A 20,537-nucleotide genomic window follows, 5' to 3' on the forward strand; every position below is an offset into this window, starting at 1 on the left:
ACAGCTGGCGCGGTCGGCTACAGGCCAGGAACCAACATCTATCTTGTATGGGCAGACAGCCACCGTTGGGTGAACGTGGAATGACTGCACACTCAGCGCTTGAGGGCGGCAACAATGGAAGCCTCCATTTTCTCCGGTGTCGTGAACGGCGCAAAACGCGTGAGGGGTGTGCCGTCGCGACCGATGAGGAACTTGGTGAAATTCCACTTGATCCGTCCGCCGAGCACGCCGGGCAACGCTTGTTTCAAATAACGAAACAGCGGGTGTGCAGCGGGGCCGTTGACGTCCACTTTCGCAAACATCGGGAAGCTCACGCCGTAGTTAACGTGACAGGTCTGCTCGATTTCATCCGCACCGCCGGGTTCCTGCTTGCCAAACTGGTTGCACGGAAAACCAAGCACCACCAGCCCCTGAGCCGCGTACTTTTTGTAGAGCGCTTCCAGACCAGCATACTGTGACGTGAAGCCACAATGGCTGGCCGTATTCACCACCAGAACCACCTTGCCAGCATAGTCAGCCATGGAGAGAGGTTGGCCGCGCAGGCGGGTGGCGGTCAATTGATAAAAAGGGGTCATAGCAGGCTCCTGAGAGTGGAAACAGTGCAACGCTGACGATCGCGTGACTGTTTGAAGCAGATTAGGCAGTTATAATACACAGGGTTAGGGATTTGTACCTGGAATGTACAACATGGGGGAAAGAAGCATTTTGCGATGAGGCAGTTGCATCTATTCTGCACAAAAAATGAGCGTATTGATTAATAGAGAAATAAAAGCATTTAAAAAATAAATCAGCCAGCAGGTGACGCTAACTGGCTGATTTTATTTAACTACGCTTCACTTTTAGAGGACTGCTTGTGAAACAGTTCGCGGAATACCGGGTAGATGTCCTCCTGGTCGCGAATATGCTGCATGGCGAAATTATCAAAGGTCGCCTGCAAGTGTTCATACTCGCGCCACAGGGTCTGGTGCGCCCGGCGGGTAATTTCGATATAGCTGTAATAACGCACCACCGGTAGAATTTTCTTCGCCAGCAGTTCGTGGCACAGTGGGGAGTCATCGGCCCAGTTGTCGCCATCCGACGCCTGGGCGGCGTAGATGTTCCACTGCGCCGGGTCATAACGCGCCTGCACCACCTCATCCATCAGCTTGAGGGCGCTGGAAACGATGGTGCCGCCGGTTTCCTGAGAATAGAAGAATTCGTGTTCATCCACCTCTTTCGCCTGGGTATGGTGGCGGATATAGACCACATCGACGTTTTTATAGGTCCGGCTGAGAAACAAATACAGCAGGATATAAAAGCGCTTGGCCATGTCTTTGGTGGCCTGGTCCATCGAGCCTGAGACGTCCATCAGGCAGAACATTACCGCCTGGCTGGAGGGCTCCGGCCGTTTTTCGTAATTTTTGTAGCGTAAGTCAAAGGTGTCGATAAACGGCACCCGTTCAATTTTAGCCCGCAGCTCGGCAATCTCTTTGCGCAGGCGCTCCTCCTCCAGCAGCTGCACCGGCTCGCTGCGGCTGATGGTCTCCAGATCCTCCTCCAGAGCGCGCAGTTCACGGCGCTTGCCGGCGGTCATCGCCGTCCGACGGGCCAGCGAGTTCTGCAGCGAACGCACCACGCTGATGTTGGCCGGCACCCCGTTAGAGGTAAAACCCGCGCGATGGGTTTTAAACTCGTTTAGCTGCCGGTGCTGATTTTTCTTCAGGTTCGGCAGGGCGAGATCTTCAAACAGCAGATCCAGGTACTCATCTTTTGAAATCTGGAAGACAAACTCATCCTTCCCTTCGCCATCGGCGCTGGCTTGCCCCTGACCGCCGCCACCGCCCCCGCCGCCCCCTTGCGGGCGTTCGATCCGATCGTTTTGCACGAAATGGTCATTGCCCGGGTGGACGCGGTTGCGTAGTCCGCCGCGACCCTGATGAAACATCGGCTCGTTGATATCGTCCGTCGGGATCGAGACGGATTCTCCGCTCTCAATATCGGTCACCGAGCGCTTGTTGATGGCCTCGGAGATTGATTGTTTAATCTGCGCCTTATAACGGCGCAAAAAGCGCTGACGATTGACGGCGCTTTTGTTTTTCCCGTTCAGGCGTCGGTCTATGAACCAGGTCATATGCCCTCCTGTACTGCATTAGCCAACTTTACTTATCATCATTCAGCTGCAGTTGACCCGGCGGCGCACCGCCGGGCTGGACGCATCAGGACGATTTACGAACCCGCAGGTACCACTCGCACAGCAGGCGAACCTGTTTGCGGGTGTAGCCTTTCTCCATCATGCGGTCGACAAAGTCGTCGTGTTTTTTCTGCTCATCGGTTGAGGTTTTGGCGTTAAACGAAATGACCGGCAACAGCTCTTCGGTATTGGAGAACATTTTCTTCTCAATAACCGTGCGCAGTTTCTCATAGCTGGTCCAGTTCGGATTACGTCCGCTGTTGTTGGCTCTGGCGCGCAGCACAAAGTTGACGATTTCATTACGGAAGTCTTTCGGGTTGCTGATCCCGGCCGGCTTCTCAATTTTCTCCAGCTCGGCATTCAACGATTCACGGTCAAACAGCTGCCCGGTGTCCGGATCGCGATATTCCTGATCCTGGATCCAGAAGTCAGCGTAGGTGACATAGCGATCGAAAATGTTCTGCCCATACTCGGAGTAGGATTCCAGATAGGCGGTCTGGATCTCTTTGCCGATAAACTCGGCGTATTTCGGGATCAGATAGCCTTTGAGGAACTCCAGATAGCGCTCGGCCTGCTCCTGCGGGAACTGTTCGCGCTCAATCTGCTGCTCCAGGACATAGAACAGATGCACCGGGTTGGCCGCCACTTCAACATGGTCGAAGTTAAACACCCTTGAGAGGATCTTAAAGGCGAAGCGGGTGGAGAGCCCGTTCATCCCTTCATCCACCCCGGCATAGTCGCGATACTCCTGATAGGATTTCGCTTTCGGGTCGGTATCTTTCAGGCTCTCGCCGTCATAGACCCGCATTTTCGAGTAGATGCTCGAGTTTTCCGGCTCTTTCAGGCGCGACAGAATCGAGAAGCGCGCCAGCGTTTCCAGAGTGCCCGGGGCGCATGGCGCATGAGTCAACTCGCTGCTGTTGAGCAGTTTTTCATAGATACGGATCTCTTCGGAGATCCGCAGGCAATAAGGCACTTTGACGATATAGACGCGGTCGAGGAAGGCCTCATTGTTTTTGTTATTACGGAAGGTCACCCATTCCGATTCGTTAGAGTGGGCAAGGATGATCCCGTTAAACGGCAGGGCGGAGATCCCTTCGGTCCCGTTGTAGTTACCCTCCTGGGTCGCGGTCAGCAGCGGATGCAGCACCTTGATCGGCGCTTTAAACATCTCGACGAACTCCATGATCCCCTGGTTGGCGCGGCACAGAGCACCGGAGTAGCCGTAGGCGTCCGGGTCGTTCTGCGCATAGTGTTCCAGCTTGCGGATATCCACTTTACCCACCAGCGCCGAAATATCCTGGTTGTTTTCATCGCCCGGTTCGGTTTTGGCGATGGCGACCTGTTCGAGAATCGATGGCCAGACTTTGACCACGCGGAATTTCGTGATATCGCCGCCAAACTCATGCAGGCGTTTGGCCGCCCATGGCGACATAATAGTGCCGAGATAGCGGGTAGGGACGCCATACTCTTTCTGAAGGATCTGCGCATCCTCCTGCGGATTGAACAGACACAGCGGGTGATCGTTAACCGGGCTGCGCTCGCCGTTGGCGCTCAGCACATAGATAGGCACGCGCTGCATCAGAGCTTTCAGCCGTTCAGCCAGCGATGATTTACCCCCGCCCACCGGTCCCAGCAGATAGAGGATCTGTTTCTTCTCTTCCAGCCCCTGGGCGGCATGCTTGAGGTAGGAAACGATCTGCTCAATGGCGTCTTCCATACCGTAAAACTCTTCAAACGCCGGATAGCGTGCGATAACCCGGTTTGAAAAGAGACGGGATAGCCGCGGCTCGAGAGCCGTATCAACCATGACGGGTTCACCAATGGCCATCAACAGACGTTCTGCCGCATTGGCATAGGCACTGCGATCTTGCCGGCAGATGGTAAGAAACTCCTGCAGTGTGAACTCTTCGTCCTTGGCAGCTTCATAGCGCTGGCGATAGTGATCGAATATATTCATGGCATGCCGTCCTTTCGTTTTTTAGCACAGGTTGAGAGCCGTTCATATGAATAGTGGGGGCCCCCGGAAGACATAAGCTGAACATCGCTCTCCTGGTATCCAGCAACCCTTATGCCAGGTTGCGGGTGGGGTAGCGTGAATGTGCCCTGCAATTACACCTTCTAAATTTAAGCGTAGATGCATTTAGAAATCTTGCATGACGCAGAAAATCAATTTCAATGACATATCAATAACTCATCCTGAAAAAGACGCTTTTTGCTTCGCCGGGACGTGAAGCTGTCATCGGGCTGTCACCAGATGGTAAGAGAAGGGTGGGAAAGTGAACGATTTGTGTCATATCGGGTAAAGAATTTGAGGCATGAGACCTACGACGGTAAACTGCACGGGCTGATTATTTGACAACGGGAATATGGATTGTGACTAAAATCAAACTTCTGGCACTCGGCGTGCTGATTGCGACCTCCGCCAGCGCGGCGCATGCCGATGGGAAGTTCACGCTTGGCGCTGGCGTCGGCATCGTTGAGCATCCGTACAAGCAGTATGATGCGGATGTGTATCCGGTGCCGGTCATTAGTTATGAGAGCGATAACTTCTGGTTCCACGGTCTGGGTGGGGGTTACTACCTGTGGAATGACACCAATGATAAGCTGTCGATAACGGCTTACTGGTCGCCGATGTACTTCAAGCCGGGCGACAGCGATAGCGAACAAATGCGTCGCCTGGATAAACGTAAATCGACCGTGATGGCCGGTCTTTCTTATGTCCACAACACGCCCTATGGTTTCCTGCGCACGACGATTGCCGGCGATACGCTGGATAACAGCAACGGCATCAACTGGGATCTCGCCTGGCTGTACCGCTACACCAACGGGAACCTGACGCTGACGCCGGGCATCGGCGTGGAGTGGAACAGCGACAATCAGAACGAATACTATTATGGCGTCTCGCAGCATGAGTCCCGTCGCAGCGGCATGCGCAGCTACGATCCGGACAGCAGCTGGAACCCGTATCTGGAGCTGTCGGCCAACTATCGCTTCCTCGGCGACTGGAGCGTATACGGTATTGCGCGCTACACCCGTCTGTCGGATGAAATTACCGATAGCCCGATGGTGGACAAATCCTGGAGCGGTCTGATCTCAACCGGGATCACTTACACCTTCTGATTGTGCATTATTACAGTGCGCTTTATGCATCAAAACAGGGCTTCGTGCCCTGTTTTGCTTTATGGTGGTGCAGGGCGCTAAGGAGGAGACGATGGTGAAAAAAACAGTATGCTTTGGCGAGCAGGCGGCAGTTCCGGCCATCGGGCTGGGGACCTGGTATATGGGCGAGAACGCGGCGCAGCGTCAGCAGGAGGTGGCTGCACTGCGCGCGGGCATCGACCATGGCCTGACGGTAATCGATACCGCTGAGATGTATGCCGACGGCGGGGCGGAGGAGGTGGTGGGCCAGGCGGTCCGCGGCCTGCGCGACCGGGTGGTGCTGGTCTCCAAAGTCTATCCCTGGCACGCCGGCGGCGCGGCGATGCGCCGCGCCTGTGAAAACAGTCTACGCCGGCTGCAGACCGACTATCTGGATATGTATCTCCTGCACTGGCGGGGCGATATCCCGCTAGAGGAGACGGTCGAGGCGATGGAAAGGCTGGTGGCCGAGGGTAAAATCCGCCGCTGGGGCGTCTCCAATCTGGACACCGACGATATGCAGGCGCTGTGGCGCACGGCGGGTGGCGAACGCTGCGCCACCAATCAGGTGCTCTATCATCTCGCGTCGCGGGGCATTGAATACGATCTCCTGCCCTGGTGCCAGCAGCACACCCTGCCGGTGATGGCCTATTGTCCGCTGGCGCAGGCGGGGCGCTTACGTGATGGACTTTTTCAGCATACCGATATCATCAAAATGGCTAACGAGCGGGGCGTGACGGTGGCGCAGCTGCTGCTGGCCTGGGTGATTCGTCATCCGGGAATGCTGGCGATCCCGAAAGCGGCCAGTATTGAACATGTGGTGCAGAATGCCGCCGCGCTTGATCTCGTTCTCAGCCCGCAAGAGCTTGCGCAGCTGGACCGCCTCTATCCACCGCCGCCGCGGAAAACCCGGTTGGATATGGTTTAACCCACAGCGCATCCTGGTGGAGAAGAGAAAAAGCCCCGTGATAAACGGGGCTTTTTGCGCTTAGCGTTTTTTCACGCTGATGGTTTGCGCCAGGCGAGACGGGGTCTCTTCACTGGCTTTCTGCGGCTGGGTCACGCAGCAGGTTTCGACGCACACGAAGGTTTTGTAGCCATCGTCCGGCATGTCGCCCATGCTGACGGACAGCGCCGGGCCCGGGTTCCAGGCCACCACGTTGTGCTGATGATGATGCACCACGTCGATAGTGCGGCTGAGCGCGTCGTCGTGGATCACGCTGCAGCCTTCGGCGTCGAGATAGACGCGGTCGGTACGATCCGGGAAGGTCTGCACGCCGTTGCTCAGAACGCCTTCTTCGGCATTTTTCACTTTATCGATATAGCGCTCGCCAAGACCGCTCACTTTCACCGCCGCGATATCGCCGACGTTGAAGTAGCTGTGCAGGGCAGAGGTGGTCTCAAATTCGCCGTGGGCTTCCAGCTCGATTTCGCAGGTCTTGCCCAGCTTGAAGCGGGCATAGAGGGTGAACTCATGCGGCCACAGCTTCATGGTTTCGGCGCTGTTCTGCAGCGCAAAGGTCAACATCACGCCGCCGTCGTCTTCATCATGGCCTTCCAGGGTCCACGGCAGGTTGCGGGCAAAGCCGTGCGACGGCAGGCCCTGCTGCGCCGATGGGCCAAACCAGGGCCAGCAAATCGGCACGCCGCCGCGCAGGGCGACGCCCTGTTTAAACGGGGTGTTGTTGCTCAGCCACAGGACTTCTTCTTCACCGGCGGGTTTCCAGGAGAGCAGATGCGCCCCCTGCAGCGCCACAGAGGCTTTCACCTGCGGATGGTCGATGACAATCAGCTCCAGGTCGTCCAGCTGGCGACGGGAGATAACGGGCGAAATGGTTTCATTCACCGGGAGAGCAAAAATTTTATTTATCATTGTGCAATCCTATCTCTGCAGACAAAAAAAAGAGCGACCGAAGTCGCTCTTACAGATTACTTTTTCATCTCAACTTATTTGGAGATGTGGGCAATCAGATCCAGAACTTTGTTGGAGTAGCCAGTTTCGTTGTCGTACCAGGAAACCAGTTTAACGAAGTTGTCGTTCAGTGCGATACCCGCTTTAGCATCGAACACGGAAGTGCAAACTTCGCCGTTGAAGTCGGTAGAAACAACGTCGTCTTCGGTGTAACCCAGAACGCCTTTCATTGCGCCTTCAGAAGCGGCTTTGATAGCTTTCTTGATTTCTTCGTAGGACGCTGCTTTTTCCAGACGAACGGTCAGGTCAACAACGGATACGTTCGGAGTCGGAACGCGGAACGCCATACCGGTCAGTTTGCCGTTCAGTTCTGGCAGTACTTTACCTACTGCTTTAGCAGCGCCGGTAGAGGACGGGATGATGTTCTGAGCTGCGCCGCGGCCGCCGCGCCAGTCTTTGTGAGACGGGCCATCAACGGTTTTCTGGGTAGCGGTGGTAGCGTGGACGGTGGTCATCAGGCCTTCAACGATACCGAAGTTGTCGTTGATGACTTTAGCCAGCGGCGCCAGGCAGTTGGTGGTGCAGGATGCGTTGGAAACGATGTCCTGGCCAGCGTAAGTGTCGAAGTTAGCGCCGCGAACGAACATCGGGGTGTTGTCTTTGGACGGGCCAGTCAGAACGACTTTTTTCGCGCCAGCGGTGATGTGTTTACGAGCGGTTTCGTCGGTCAGGAAGATACCGGTTGCTTCAGCAACAACGTCAACACCAACTTCGTCCCACTTCAGGTTAGCCGGGTCACGTTCAGCGGTAACACGGATTTTTTTACCGTTAACGACCAGATGACCGTCTTTCACTTCAACGGTGCCGTCGAAACGACCGTGAGTGGAGTCATACTTCAGCATGTAAGCCATGTACTCTGCGTCTAACAGGTCGTTGATTGCAACGATCTCGATGTCAGAACGTTTCTGAGCAGCACGGAAAACAATGCGACCGATACGGCCAAAACCGTTGATACCTACTTTGATAGTCATATATTCCACCAGCTATTTGTTAGTGAATAAAAGGTTGCCTGTAAAATTACAAAAACCTTACGCAGCGTCAAGCGGAATCGTGTCAATCATTGCGACAAATCAATCCTGAGCAGACCTTTGCGCGATTGATTTGCCTCACTCTCCCTTTGAGCCCAATTCCATATGGGGGCTGCGCGCGGAATTTTAAAGGGCATTTAAGATAAAAACGTGATTTAAGTCACAATTATCTGGCTGCCTGTGGGCACCGGATAAGTTTAGAACAAAAGTGTACGCTTCATTGTTAATGTTTTGTTAGAATTGGGGCGAAAGTTGTCCATTGCAAAGCGAGATGTAAGCCCATGGCAAATAAACCCTCCCCGGAAGAGCTGAAAAACGGCTTGAGCGAAATGCAGTTTTACGTGACCCAACATCATGGTACCGAACCGCCTTTCACCGGACGGCTGCTGCACAACAAGAAAAATGGCGTGTATCACTGCCTGGTGTGCGATGCGCCGCTGTTCAACTCCCAGAGCAAGTACGACTCCGGCTGCGGCTGGCCGAGCTTCTACGAGCCGGTAAGCGAAGAGGCCATTCGCTATCTGGACGACAGCTCCCACGGCATGCAGCGCATTGAGATCCGCTGCGGAAATTGTGATGCCCACCTCGGTCACGTGTTTCCGGATGGCCCGCAGCCGACCGGCGAGCGCTATTGTGTGAATTCGGCGTCGCTCAGCTTCACCGATGAGCAGAACGGCGAGCAGATCAAGGGTTGAAGAAACGATTCAGCAAATTATTCCTGGTGGAGATGAGCGGAAGATGGATATTGAGCAAATTATCGACAGCATGACCCCGGAAGTGTATCAGCGTCTGGCGACGGCGGTGGAGCTGGGAAAATGGCCGGATGGCGTGGCGCTGACGCCGGAGCAGAAGGAAAATAGCCTGCAGCTGGTGATGCTGTGGCAGGCCCGGTATAACACCGACGCCCAGCATATGACCATCGATACTCGCGGGCAGATGGTGATGAAGAGCAAACAGCAGCTGAAGGAAGATTTCGGTATCGTGCCGAAGCCGATCGCCACCGTGAAGCTGCAATAAACCGCCGGCCGGCGGGGAGAGGTTCCGGCGTCGGGTGATCCGGCGCCGGAAGGGTCAGCGTCTACGACCGCGCTCGACGGTCAGCCGCTTTGCTTACTTTTTGTTCATCATCGCTTTCAGGTCGGCAAACGGATTGTAGGTGGCCTCGCCGACGCTCTTTTGTGCATCTTCGCCGGCCACCACCGTGGAGCCATACTGATCGGCTTCGGTGTACTTGGAGTGTTCGTGATCGTGACAGTAGAGGCACAACATCTCCCAGTTACTGCCATCTTCCGGGTTATTGGAGTGGTCGTGATCGATATGGTGCACCGTCAGCTCGCGCAGATTGGAGTAGACAAACTCCCGCGAGCAGCGTCCGCATACCCAGGGAAAGAGCTTGAGCGCCTTTTCGCGATAACCCACTTCCAGACGTGCGTAATTTTTGGGGATATAGGCCATGGCCCCCTGCCTCCTGTCAAACGGTTAAGCTGCGCCAGCCCCTGGCGCAGCGGATAACAGGCATCATAACCTATCCCGGGCGGCGCGATATACCTGCATTGCAGGCGATGCTGCCTGCGTCACGCCGCCCGGCGGCGGCGATGCGGCGAAACAGCCGCGATTAGTGTTTGATCCCCAGGGATTCCGCCAGCTGGCGGGCCAGCTGGTTCTGGTCATCGGCGCCATACTCCCAGAACATCGCCCCGGCGAGGCCCTTCGCCTTGATGTAGTCCGCCTTGATGGCTACCGAGCGCGGGTTCTCATAGGAAAGGGCGAACAGCGGCTTGCCCTCCGCGGACTGCACCGACAGCCACGGAACTTTCGCCTCATCGTCCCAGTGCTCGGTAAAGCGTTTCTGCGGATCGTTGAGCAATTTGCCCACGATATCATTGTATTTCACGTAGGTGTCTTTGCTCAGGTCATAGCCCAGCGAGGCAAACAGCGCGATCTGCTGTGGACCAAAATAGGGCTGGGTGACCGGGTTCTTTTGCGCATCCGCTTTACTCCAGTCGATCCCCGGCTCGACCGCCCGTTTTGGTACCCGGCCATAAAAACCAATCCCGAGGTTCATCTGGCTGGGTTTAAGCCCGGCGGCTAGGTAATTGTTGACCACAAAATCGGCGCTGTATTTATCCGCCGCGGCGACCGTCGGCCAGTGGCTGGAGTCATACAGGTTCGAGTTGAAGTACTGCGTGCCGTAGGCCATGTCGTAGGTCATCAGGTTGATGTAGTTCAGCACCGGGGCCACCGCTTTGACATCCACCCAGCTTTTCGGGCTCTCGGCGTTGGCGCCCACGGCAATAGTAACCAGTTTCTTCGTACCAAACGCTGCGCGCAGCTCTTTTAACAGCGCGGTGAAGTTATCGCGATCGGCCGGTTGACTGGCAACCAGCCCCCACGCGCCGTTGACCGGAAACTCCCAGTCGAGGTCAATCCCATCCAGACCATATTTTTCAACAATTTCCTGCGCAGACTGAATAAACACCTTACGGGTTTCTTTGCTTGCCGCCGCGCCGGAGAAACCGCGCGCCCCCCAGCCGCCGACCGACAGCAGGACCTTGAGGTCCGGGTTCTGTTTACGCAGGGCAGGGAGCTTTTGCAGATCCGCCTGCACCTTTGGCGACAGCCAGATCTCGTGCAGATGGTCAGGATCCTTCAGGGCCGCATTGGTCTCGTCTTTTTCATCGTTATAGATAAGGCCAAACGAGTAGTTGAGATGGGTGATCTGCCGGACGTCCAGCTTGTCGATATCCCCGCCCGGCCCGGCAGTGACGTCGCCGCCGCCGTTGAAATAGCCGACGGACATCAGCGGTTGGGCAGAGAGCGCGGAAGCGCAAAGCAGGGGCAAGGCTGCCAGCAAGGGCAAACGTTTCATAGTGGTTCCTCTTTGACATAAAAAAATAACCGCGCCACGGAAATGGCGTGGCGAAAAAACAGCCTTGCCAGACTACCAGCAATAACTTATTGAAACTGCGAGAGAGTTCAATTTATGGACGATAACGAAGCGGCAGAAGAAGACCCGGCGCGGAAGCGCCGGGTGAAGGATCAGGCGTGGGTTTCCCGCCAGTCATCAAGGGTATAGAGCGTGGCGCCTGCGGCGGCCATCTCCATAAACGCCTGGCTGCTGTCCTGCGGCTGAAGGTTCACCCCGCGGCAGCCGTCGGTAATGACGTTGACCGCGTAGCCGAGCGCCAGAGCATCCAGCACGGTAAACTTCACGCAATAATCAGTGGCGAGGCCGAGAACGGTCAGCTCCACGATCCCCTGACCACGCAGCCAGCCGTCCAGTTCGGTTTTCTGCCGGTGACCGTTGTCAAAAAAAGCGCTGTAGCTGTCGATGACCCGGTTTTGCCCTTTGTGGAACACGGCGGCGATCGCCTGCTGCTTGAGCAGGGGATGCAGCGCCGCGCCTTCGCTGTGCTGAACGCAGTGATCCGGCCAGAAAGTTTGCGCCAGGCCGTCCAGGTCGCCCACAGTGTAGGGCTCCACCTGGTGCTGGCTGGCGAAGCTGCCGTGATCCGCCGGATGCCAGTCCTGACTGGCGACGATGGGCTCGCCGCGCGCCAGGCTCCAGTCGATAAGCGCGTTGGCCACCTCGACGGTGCTGTCGCCTTCGGGAACCGCCAGCGCGCCGCCGGCGCAGAAGTCGTTCTGCAAATCAACCAGTAACAGCGCTCGATGTGCCATACGTCCTCCTTAAGCTTCGTCAGGGGTCAGTTCGCCACGCAGATTCTGCTGCATCGCCGCGCGAATGGCGTCAACGTCCAGCTGCTGGCTCAGCAGATAGTGTAGCTTGGTCAGCGTCGCTTCCACCGTCATATCGAAACCACTGATGACTCCCGCCTGGGCGAGGGCATTGCCGGTGGCATAGCCGCCCATGTTCACTTTGCCGGACATACACTGCGTCAGATTGACCACCACAATGCCGCGCTGGCTGGCTTCCGCCAGCACCTGAATAAACTCGCCATTCTGCGGGGCATTGCCGACGCCGTAGGAGCGGAGGATCAGCGCTTTCACCGGCTGGCGCAGGAAATTACGCACCACGTCGGCGGAGATGCCGGGGTAAATCGTCACCACGCCAATCGGCTGCGGGGTGATGGGGTGCACAATCAGCTCCCCACGGCCCTGCGGCGCCGGCGGGGTACCGAGACGGCGAATATGGATCCCGGCCTCCAGCAGCGGCGCGAGGTTGGGCGAGGCGAAGGCGTCAAAGCCGTCGGCATGGGCTTTAGTGGTACGGTTGCCGCGGAACAGTCGATTGTTGAAGAACAGCGCCACTTCGTTAATCGGATAGTTGGCGGCGACGTACAGGGCATTGAGCAGGTTGATCTGGCCGTCGGAACGCAGCTCGGCCAGCGGGATTTGTGACCCTGTCACAATCACCGGTTTGCCGAGATTTTCCAGCATGAACGACAGCGCTGAGGCGGTAAACGCCATGGTGTCGGTACCGTGGAGGATCACAAAGCCATCATACTCCGCGTAATGGCTGCGGATATCGTCGGCGATGTGCTGCCAGTCCTCAGGGGTCATATCGGATGAATCCATCAGCGGATGGTATTCATGGATCGTGAAGTCCGGCATCTCCGGACGATGGAACTCCGGCATCAGCGCCAGCTGACGCTGCAGATGGCCGGAAACGGGTACATAGCCGTGTTCGGAGCGCTGCATACCGATGGTCCCACCGGTGTAGGCAACGTAAATCGATTTTTTTTGCATAGCATCGCTTAGGTTGGTCGTAGACAGGCGCAGTATAAAGAGACGGAGGAAAAAATACAGTGTTGGCCGCTCGCTTTGTGGCGACGCTGGCAGGTGCGGAAAAAAGGCTGCCCCGTGATACGGGGCAGCCGCTGCGTATTAACGAATGTTGGCGCAGGTCAGGCAGAAGGCATAGCGGTTCTGCGGGTCGTTGAACGCCGCCAGCTTGTCGCTTTCCGCTTTCACCGTCTCGGCCGCCGCGGCCACCGGCGCAGGCAGCCAGGCCTGAATGGCGGCCGGCAGCGAGGCGCGTACCGAGCCGGTCAGGCTGTCCAGCACCATCGAGAAGAAGGTTGGCTCTTCCTGATAGTAGTTAAGGTGCCAGGTTTTCAGCTTCGCCAGCTCGGCGGCCTTGGCCACCGCGTCGTCGAAATCGCCGAGGCTGTCGACAAGACCGTTGGCTTTGGCATCTTCCCCGGTCCAGACGTGGCCCTGGGCTATCTGGTCGATTTTCTCCGGCGTGCTCTTACGGGCGTTAGCCACCAGGGTGATAAAGCGCTGATAGCCGTTCTCAATACTCAACTGCATCAGCTGCTGCACTTCCGGCGGCAGCGCTTTGGTGCTGGAGATATCCGCCAGCGGCGACGTGGCGACGCCGTCGGTGTGGACGCCAATCGACCCGAGGGTATTTTCCACGGTGTTGATCACCCCAAAGATGCCAATGGAGCCGGTGAGGGTGCTTGGGTTCGCCACGATGTAATCCGCGGGGGTGGAGATCCAGTAGCCGCCGGACGCCGCCATGCCGCCCATTGAAACGACCACCGGTTTACCCGCGGCTTTGGCTGCCGCCAGCTCTTCACGAATGATTTCCGAGGCGGTCACGCTGCCGCCAGGGCTGTTCACGCGAAGAACGATGGCCTTAATTTTCGGATCGAGGCGCGCATCGCGAATTTGCGCTGCGGTGGTGTCGCCGCCGACGTTGCCCGGGGTCTCCTCGCCGTCCATGATGGCGCCGTTGGCGAAGATCACCGCGATAGCGGAACCCTGGTCAGACGGCGTCTTCACGTTGTAGTCGTAATAGCTAATCGCCCGATAATTGTTATCCGCTTTGCTCCAGCCAAACTGTTTGGTCAGCGCTTTTTCCACTTCCGTGGAGGTCGCCAGCTCATCCACCAGCTTATTGTCCAGCGCATATTTCGCCGTATCGCCGCCCACTTTACGCAGGCCATCGATAATGCCCTGGGCGCCCGGGAAGAGCTGCTGGGCGGTGATCTGCCGGTTGGCGGCAATGGTGTTGAGGTAGTTCTGCCACAGTTCGCCAATCCAGCGGCTGTCCGCTTCGCGGGCGGCAGGGGACATGTCATCGCGAATGAAAGGCTCGACGGCGGATTTATAGGTGCCGACGCGGAAGACATGGGTGGAGACTTTCAGCTTATCCAGCAGCGACTTGTAATACAGCCCGTTGGTGGCGAAGCCGTGGAGGTCTACCTCGCCCTGCGGCGAGAGCCAGATTTTGTTGGCAAAGCTCGCCAGGTAGTACTGGCCCTGGCTGTAGCTGCTGCCGACGGCATAGACCGGTTTGCCGCTGTCGCGGAATTCGCGCAGCGCTTTACCGATGTACTGCATGGACGGCTGATCGCCGCCGACGAAGTTTTTCAGATCCAGCACAATACCGGTGATATTACGATCATCCTTCGCCTGACGGATGGTCTGCACGATATCGAACAGAGAATTCTCCTGCAAACGGTCCGAGCTGGCACCAAACAGCTGGCGGCCTATCACGCCGAGTTTGCTGCTGGCGGAAGGTTTATCCACCACCACGCCGGTAATATCCAGGAGCAGCGCGCCGCGGGCGGTATGTTCGCTGGTGGTGCTGCTGAACTGGCTCCAGATGCCGATACACACCAGCACCAGTACCAGGAAGATCGCATTGAGGGCCAGTTTGCGAATAAAGTTGAGTATCCGCCACGTCCATTTAAAAAAGCTGGCAATCAGTCGCCAAAGGGTTCGCATGTCTTCTCCCTAACGTTATCTAAAAATGGGCAGGCCGCAGGGGCCGCCGCGTCTGGCTATCCTAAAGAGTGAGCCGTCGGTTGTCAGCAGGAATCACCGACCGCGCTGTAACAAAATCCTTGTGCATGTTAATTTTATGAAAAATGACATCACAGGAGTTATACAGATGGATGCTCTCGACCTACTGCTTAATCGCCGCAGCGCTTCCCGCCTGGCGGAACCGGCCCCGGCCGGCGAACAGCTGGAAAACATTCTGCGCGCCGGGCTGCGCGCCCCGGATCATGGCACCCTGCAGCCGTGGCGCTTTTTCATTATCGCCGATGACGGCCGCGAACGCTTCAGTCAGCTGCTGGAAAAGGGGGCCAGGGAGGCCGGTCAGGATGAGAAGGGCATAGAGAAAGCCCGAAATGCGCCGTTCCGCGCGCCGCTAATCATTACCGTCGTGGCGCGTTGTGAAGACCACCCGAAGGTGCCGCGCTGGGAGCAGGAGATGTCCGCTGGCTGCGCGGTGATGGCGATGCAGATGGCGGCCCTGGCTCAGGGATTCAACGGCATCTGGCGCAGCGGAGCATTGACCGAGAGCCCGGTGGTGCGCGCCGGTTTCGAGTGCCGCGAGCAGGATAAAATCGTCGGTTTCCTCTATCTGGGCACGCCGCAGCTGAAAGCCTCAACCACCATTGCCCTGCCGGATACCGCGCCGTTTGTGACGCGATTCTGAGTCAGCGGGTGTTATGCCGGGCTGCGGCTTGCGCCTTACCCGGCCAACGCATCCGGCTCTGACTGTCTATAGGCCCGCGCAAGCGCAGCGCCGCCGGGCAAGGACAGCGGGTACGGAGCCGATTTTGTGCCGGGTGGCGGCTGTCGCCTTACCCGGCCTACGTTCGTACGACCTGTCGTTAATTTATTCACTTTTCTTGCTGAAACTGCCGGTGCTGGCGGCCTCAAAATCGCTGAGACGTTCCCGGAAGGCCGGGGCAGCCCGCATGGATGCGGGCTGAGGGCCGTGTTTTGCATGGACGCTGCCTCGGCCCGACCCGAAGCCTGCAGGGATAAGTCGAAGGCACCGCGCAGCGGCGATTTTGCTGGCCGGAGCCCGGGGGTACAGGGGGCGGCGGCGACTGGCCGCCCCCTGTGCGCTCCCGGCGCCATGAGTGACATAACGCAGACGATTAACCGGGAGCGCAAACTACGCTGAAGCCACAGATAACATAAACAACCACACTGCAGTGCTTCCCCTCACCCTGGCCCTCTCCCGGAGGGAGAGGGAACCGTCCGGCTGGCCGCGCAAGCGCAGCGCCGCCGGGCGACGGCAGCAAGCTCGGAGCCGCATTTATGCCGGGCGGCGGCTGGCGCCTGACCCGGCCTTCAAACCCTACCCTTCGAATCAATCGCGATTTGTCGCCCGGACAAGGCGCGCCAGGCGCCGTATCCGGGAGTTCAGCGGCGATGACGTTACTTCTGCGTTTTGGCGAATTCGTCTTTGGCTTTCTGCAACTGCTGCTGGAAGGCCGGGTTGGTGTGCAGCGTGGCGACCACCGCGGAGCCGACGATGCGCGCCGCATCGACATCGCTCTGCCAGTGATAGCCGCAGATCACCCGGCTCTCGCCAAGCTCATAGCCGCGCTTCAAAATTTCGTTCTGCCGCTGCGGGTTGATCTCCGCCAGCACCAGGGCGGTGGCCCAGCCGATGGAGGTATGCCCGGACGGGTAAGAGCCGTTTTTCGCCAGCTTGTCCTGCTCGGTGGTGTTGCAGGTGGAGACGCCGTAGAAGGCAAACGGGCGAATGCGCATATACTTCTCTTTCGCGCCGCGGGTCGCCAGATCGCCGGCGTCTTCAATCATATTGGTCAGCAGCTTATGGAGCTGCGGCGCGTCTTTTTCGGTGATCGGCGAACCAAAGGCGCTGGAGAAGGCGTTAGCCACGCCGCCCGCGCTGAGGTTGGCATCCTCTGCCGCCAGCTTCCCGCGCTCGGTGTTGCGCAGCAGGCGCCCCTGCTCATACATCGCCTGATCGTTTAAGAACGCGATACTGCCCACCGCCGGCGGCGGCGGCAACAGCGCCAGGCTGTCGATGGCCTGGGCATTGGTCAGATAGTAGAGATCGGGCTTGGTGGTGACATCGTTACCGGGGGGAACCAGTGCGAAGGCGTTAACGGAGAAGAAACTGGCCAGGCAAAGGGCAAGAACACGCTTTTTCATTAGAATTTCCTTACGTCATAATCATTCCAGAGAAGACAGTCCTGTGTTGTCACATTTCTGTCATCTTTAAGTAAAAGTGAAAATGGTCGGGAAAAAATTGCCGCGTCTCGCAAAAACGGCTTTTTGTCTGCTTAATGAGCAACCATACGCGATTTCAGACTGTCGTACTTACCACCCTGGCGTTTGGGCGCTAACATAGCGGGATTGCAATGACAGGAGATGTCCATGAGCGAGCAAGCCATTCGTTTAACGCAATACAGCCACGGAGCCGGTTGTGGTTGTAAAATTTCCCCGAAAGTGCTGGAAACCATCCTGCATAGCGAGCAGGCGAAGTTCGTCGACCCGAACCTGCTTGTCGGCAACGAAACCAGCGATGATGCCGCCGTTTACGATCTCGGTAATGGCACGTCAATCGTCAGCACCACCGACTTTTTTATGCCGATTGTCGATAATCCGTTCGACTTTGGCCGCATTGCCGCCACCAACGCCATCAGCGATATTTTCGCCATGGGCGGGAAACCGATTATGGCGATTGCCATTCTCGGCTGGCCGATCAACACCCTGGCGCCGGAAATCGCCCGCGAAGTGGTGGAGGGCGGGCGCTTTGCCTGTCAGCAGGCGGGGATCGCGCTGGCGGGCGGCCACTCCATTGACGCCCCGGAGCCGATCTTCGGTCTGGCGGTCACCGGCGTGGTGCCCACCGAGCGCATCAAGAAAAACAGCACCGCGCAGGCGGGCTGCAAACTGTATCTCACCAAACCGCTGGGGATCGGCGTGCTGACCACCGCAGAGAAAAAATCGCTGCTCAAGCCGGAGCATCAGGGGCTGGCGACGGAGACCATGTGCCAGATGAACCTCGCCGGCGCCGCGTTTGCCGCTATCGACGGGGTGAAGGCGATGACCGACGTCACCGGCTTTGGCCTGCTCGGCCACCTCAGCGAAGTGTGCCGCGGAGCCGGCGTGCAGGCGCAACTGCGCTATGCCGATATCCCGAAACTGCCGGGGGTGGAGGAGTATATCGCCGCCGGCGCGGTGCCGGGCGGCACCGGGCGCAACTTTGCCAGCTACGGCCATCTGATGGGCGAGATGCCGACGGAGTGGCGCGATCTGCTCTGCGACCCGCAGACCTCCGGCGGTCTGCTGCTGGCGGTGACCCCGGAGGCGGAGGCGGAAGTGCAGGCTGCCGCGGCGGAGTTCGGTATTAAGCTGGCCGCCATCGGCGAGCTGGTGACCGCCCGCGGCGGACGACCCATGATCGAGATCCGTTGATTCGATGCGGTTGTTTATTGCAGAAAAACCGAGTCTCGGTCGGGCTATCGCCGATGTGTTGCCTAAACCGCATCGCAAAGGCGATGGCTTTATTGAGTGCGGCAACGGGCAGGTGGTCACCTGGTGTATCGGTCACCTGCTGGAGCAGGCGCAGCCGGACGTCTATGACAGCCGCTATGCCCGCTGGAATCTCACCGATCTGCCAATTGTGCCGGAGAAATGGCAGCTGCAGCCAAAACCTTCGGTCACCAAACAGCTGAATGTCATCAAGCGCCTGCTCGGCGAGGCCGAGGAGGTTATCCACGCCGGCGACCCCGACCGTGAGGGGCAGCTGCTGGTGGATGAGGTGCTCGACTACCTGCAGCTGGCGCCGGAGAAGCGTCAGCAGGTGCAGCGCTGTCTGATAAACGATCTCAACCCGCAGGCGGTTGAGCGGGCGATCAACCGCCTGCGCGCTAACAGCGAGTTTGTGCCGCTTTGCGTGTCGGCGCTGGCGCGGGCGCGCGCCGACTGGCTGTACGGCATCAATATGACCCGGGCCTATACCCTGCTGGGGCGCAACGCCGGCTATCAGGGGGTGCTCTCCGTGGGGCGGGTGCAGACCCCGGTGCTCGGCCTGGTGGTGCGCCGCGATGAAGAGATTGAAAACTTCGTCGCCAAAGACTTCTTCGATGTCAAAGCGCATATCGTCACGCCGCAGGAGGAGCGCTTTGTCGCGACCTGGGTGCCGAGCGAAGCCTGCGAACCTTACCAGGATGAAGAAGGGCGCTTGCTGCATCGTCCGCTGGCCGAGCACGTGGTTAAGCGTATTGAAGGCCAGCCGGCGCTGGTGACAGGCTATAACGATAAGCGCGATTCCGAACCCGCGCCGCTGCCGTTTTCGCTGTCGGCGCTGCAGATTGAGGCGGCCAAACGTTTCGGCTTCAGCGCGCAAAACGTGCTGGATATCTGCCAGAAGCTGTATGAAACCCACAAGCTCATCACCTATCCGCGTTCGGACAGCCGCTACCTGCCGGAAGAACATTTCGCCGGCCGCCATGCGGTGCTGAATGCGATTGCCGTCCATGCGGCGGATCTGCTGCCGCAGCCGGTGGTGGATCCGGAGATCCGCAACCGCTGCTGGGATGATAAAAAGGTCGACGCGCACCATGCGATTATCCCGACCGCCCGCAGCAGCCAGGTCAAACTCACCGATAACGAAGCGAAGGTCTACACCCTGATCGCCCGCCAGTATCTGATGCAGTTCTGCCCGGACGCGGTGTTCCGTAAATGCCAGATTGACCTCGAGATCGCCAACGGTAAGTTTGTCGCCAAAGCGCGTTTTCTGGCCGAGGCGGGCTGGCGGACGCTGCTTGGCAGCAAAGAGCGCGATGAAGAGAACGACGGCACGCCGCTGCCGGTGGTGGCCAAAGGCGATGAACTGCTGTGCGAGAGGGGCGAAGTGGTGGAGCGCCAGACGCAGCCGCCGCGCCACTTTACCGACGCCACGCTGCTGTCGGCGATGACCGGGATTGCCCGCTTCGTGCAGGATAAAGATCTGAAGAAGATCCTCCGCGCTACTGACGGCCTCGGCACCGAAGCAACCCGCGCCGGGATTATCGAGCTGCTGTTTAAGCGCGGTTTCCTGACTAAAAAGGGGCGCTATATCCACTCCTCGGAGGCCGGAAGGGCGCTGATTCATTCCCTGCCGGAGATGGCCGGTCGACCGGACATGACCGCCCACTGGGAGTCGGTATTGACGCAAATCAGCGAGAAACAGTGCCGCTATCAGGACTTTATGCAGCCGCTGGTGGGCACGCTGTATCAGCTAATCGAGCAGGCGCGCAGCACGCCGGTGCGCCAGTTCCGCGGTCTGGTGGCGCCGGGCGGGGCGAAAAAATCGTTCAGTAAAGGCAAAGGCAAAGCGAAAGGCAAAAAAGCGGCAGAGGATGCCGCGCCGCCGCCGCAATAACCCGCCCGGCGGCCGTGAGGAGGTCATTCCCCACGGCCGCCGTTTCTCCGCCAGACTGGTCAATGGTCTACACTAAACAGCCGGGAAGGGGGGGACGATCGCCCC

Annotated in this window: 18 protein-coding genes; 7 read left to right on the forward strand and 11 right to left on the reverse strand. The window is 58.1% G+C overall.

Annotated elements, in window-relative coordinates:
- Positions 1-92: 92 nt before the first annotated feature.
- The 3 genes from GQR96_RS09745 to yeaG all read right to left on the reverse strand — a co-directional run bounded on the left by GQR96_RS09745 (position 93) and on the right by yeaG (position 4,130).
- Positions 93-575, reverse strand: a complete 483-nt coding sequence (locus GQR96_RS09745; RefSeq protein ID WP_004203776.1) for a glutathione peroxidase — start codon at positions 573-575, stop codon at positions 93-95.
- A gap of 251 nt (positions 576-826) precedes the next feature.
- Positions 827-2,110: a YeaH/YhbH family protein gene (locus tag GQR96_RS09750; RefSeq protein ID WP_012968476.1), complete on the reverse strand. Its 1,284-nt coding sequence runs from the start codon at positions 2,108-2,110 to the stop codon at positions 827-829.
- Positions 2,111-2,195: 85 nt separating this feature from the next.
- Positions 2,196-4,130 carry a protein kinase YeaG gene (yeaG, locus tag GQR96_RS09755; RefSeq protein ID WP_004203779.1) on the reverse strand — a complete coding sequence of 645 codons (1,935 nt, stop codon included), beginning with the start codon at positions 4,128-4,130 and terminating at the stop codon, positions 2,196-2,198.
- 416 nt (positions 4,131-4,546) lie between these two features.
- Between yeaG and GQR96_RS09760 the strand changes: the two genes are divergently transcribed.
- Positions 4,547-5,293 carry a MipA/OmpV family protein gene (locus GQR96_RS09760; RefSeq protein WP_004203780.1) on the forward strand — a complete coding sequence of 249 codons (747 nt, stop codon included), beginning with the start codon at positions 4,547-4,549 and terminating at the stop codon, positions 5,291-5,293.
- A 91-nt stretch (positions 5,294-5,384) separates the two neighbouring features.
- The gene (locus tag GQR96_RS09765; protein WP_023317989.1) at positions 5,385-6,239 is read left to right on the forward strand and encodes an aldo/keto reductase; all 855 of its coding nucleotides are present in this window, start codon (positions 5,385-5,387) and stop codon (positions 6,237-6,239) included.
- Positions 6,240-6,299: 60 nt separating this feature from the next.
- Here GQR96_RS09765 and GQR96_RS09770 read toward each other — a convergent pair whose 3' ends face one another.
- Together GQR96_RS09770 and gapA are read right to left on the reverse strand one after the other, a co-directional pair.
- Positions 6,300-7,184 (reverse strand): D-hexose-6-phosphate mutarotase, encoded by an 885-nt coding sequence (locus GQR96_RS09770; protein ID WP_004203783.1) that lies wholly within the window; start codon positions 7,182-7,184, stop codon positions 6,300-6,302.
- Positions 7,185-7,258: 74 nt separating this feature from the next.
- Positions 7,259-8,254, reverse strand: coding sequence for a glyceraldehyde-3-phosphate dehydrogenase (gapA, locus tag GQR96_RS09775; protein ID WP_004203784.1), 996 nt, complete (start codon positions 8,252-8,254; stop codon positions 7,259-7,261).
- 338 nt (positions 8,255-8,592) lie between these two features.
- On the opposite strand from gapA, the gene msrB reads away from it, so the two are divergent.
- Both msrB and GQR96_RS09785 read left to right on the forward strand, forming a co-directional pair.
- Complete coding sequence (gene msrB / locus GQR96_RS09780) at positions 8,593-9,006, forward strand: peptide-methionine (R)-S-oxide reductase MsrB (RefSeq protein ID WP_023317991.1); 414 nt, start codon at positions 8,593-8,595, stop codon at positions 9,004-9,006.
- A gap of 43 nt (positions 9,007-9,049) precedes the next feature.
- A complete protein-coding gene (locus GQR96_RS09785; RefSeq protein WP_004203787.1) occupies positions 9,050-9,328 on the forward strand; it encodes a YeaC family protein in 279 nt (92 codons plus the stop codon).
- Positions 9,329-9,421: 93 nt separating this feature from the next.
- Here GQR96_RS09785 and yajD read toward each other — a convergent pair whose 3' ends face one another.
- The 5 genes from yajD to sppA form a co-directional block, all read right to left on the reverse strand.
- The gene (gene yajD, locus GQR96_RS09790; RefSeq protein ID WP_002901254.1) at positions 9,422-9,766 is read right to left on the reverse strand and encodes an HNH nuclease YajD; all 345 of its coding nucleotides are present in this window, start codon (positions 9,764-9,766) and stop codon (positions 9,422-9,424) included.
- 160 nt (positions 9,767-9,926) lie between these two features.
- Entirely contained in the window at positions 9,927-11,180 is a 1,254-nt protein-coding gene (locus tag GQR96_RS09795) for a chitinase ChiD (protein WP_004203789.1), read from the reverse strand.
- Between the two features lie 170 nt (positions 11,181-11,350).
- Positions 11,351-11,992, reverse strand: coding sequence for a bifunctional nicotinamidase/pyrazinamidase (gene pncA, locus GQR96_RS09800; protein ID WP_004203790.1), 642 nt, complete (start codon positions 11,990-11,992; stop codon positions 11,351-11,353).
- Positions 11,993-12,001: 9 nt separating this feature from the next.
- On the reverse strand, positions 12,002-13,021 hold the full coding sequence (ansA, locus tag GQR96_RS09805; RefSeq protein ID WP_004203791.1) for an asparaginase: 1,020 nt from the start codon (positions 13,019-13,021) through the stop codon (positions 12,002-12,004).
- A gap of 138 nt (positions 13,022-13,159) precedes the next feature.
- Positions 13,160-15,013 carry a signal peptide peptidase SppA gene (gene sppA, locus GQR96_RS09810; protein WP_049117586.1) on the reverse strand — a complete coding sequence of 618 codons (1,854 nt, stop codon included), beginning with the start codon at positions 15,011-15,013 and terminating at the stop codon, positions 13,160-13,162.
- Between the two features lie 166 nt (positions 15,014-15,179).
- Between sppA and GQR96_RS09815 the strand changes: the two genes are divergently transcribed.
- Positions 15,180-15,731: an NAD(P)H nitroreductase gene (locus GQR96_RS09815; RefSeq protein ID WP_004176531.1), complete on the forward strand. Its 552-nt coding sequence runs from the start codon at positions 15,180-15,182 to the stop codon at positions 15,729-15,731.
- 734 nt (positions 15,732-16,465) lie between these two features.
- Here the strand turns inward: GQR96_RS09815 and phoC are convergent.
- Positions 16,466-17,212: an acid phosphatase PhoC gene (gene phoC, locus GQR96_RS09820; protein WP_004203793.1), complete on the reverse strand. Its 747-nt coding sequence runs from the start codon at positions 17,210-17,212 to the stop codon at positions 16,466-16,468.
- Positions 17,213-17,437: 225 nt separating this feature from the next.
- On the opposite strand from phoC, the gene selD reads away from it, so the two are divergent.
- On the forward strand, positions 17,438-18,481 hold the full coding sequence (gene selD, locus GQR96_RS09825) for a selenide, water dikinase SelD (RefSeq protein ID WP_023318002.1): 1,044 nt from the start codon (positions 17,438-17,440) through the stop codon (positions 18,479-18,481).
- Positions 18,482-18,485: 4 nt separating this feature from the next.
- Positions 18,486-20,432 carry a DNA topoisomerase III gene (locus GQR96_RS09830; RefSeq protein ID WP_023318003.1) on the forward strand — a complete coding sequence of 649 codons (1,947 nt, stop codon included), beginning with the start codon at positions 18,486-18,488 and terminating at the stop codon, positions 20,430-20,432.
- The last annotated feature ends 105 nt before the right edge of the window (positions 20,433-20,537 follow it).

Origin of the sequence: Klebsiella sp. PCX (genome assembly GCF_021869705.1) — a bacterium.
GTDB classification, from domain to species: Bacteria; Pseudomonadota; Gammaproteobacteria; order Enterobacterales; family Enterobacteriaceae; genus Klebsiella; species Klebsiella quasipneumoniae.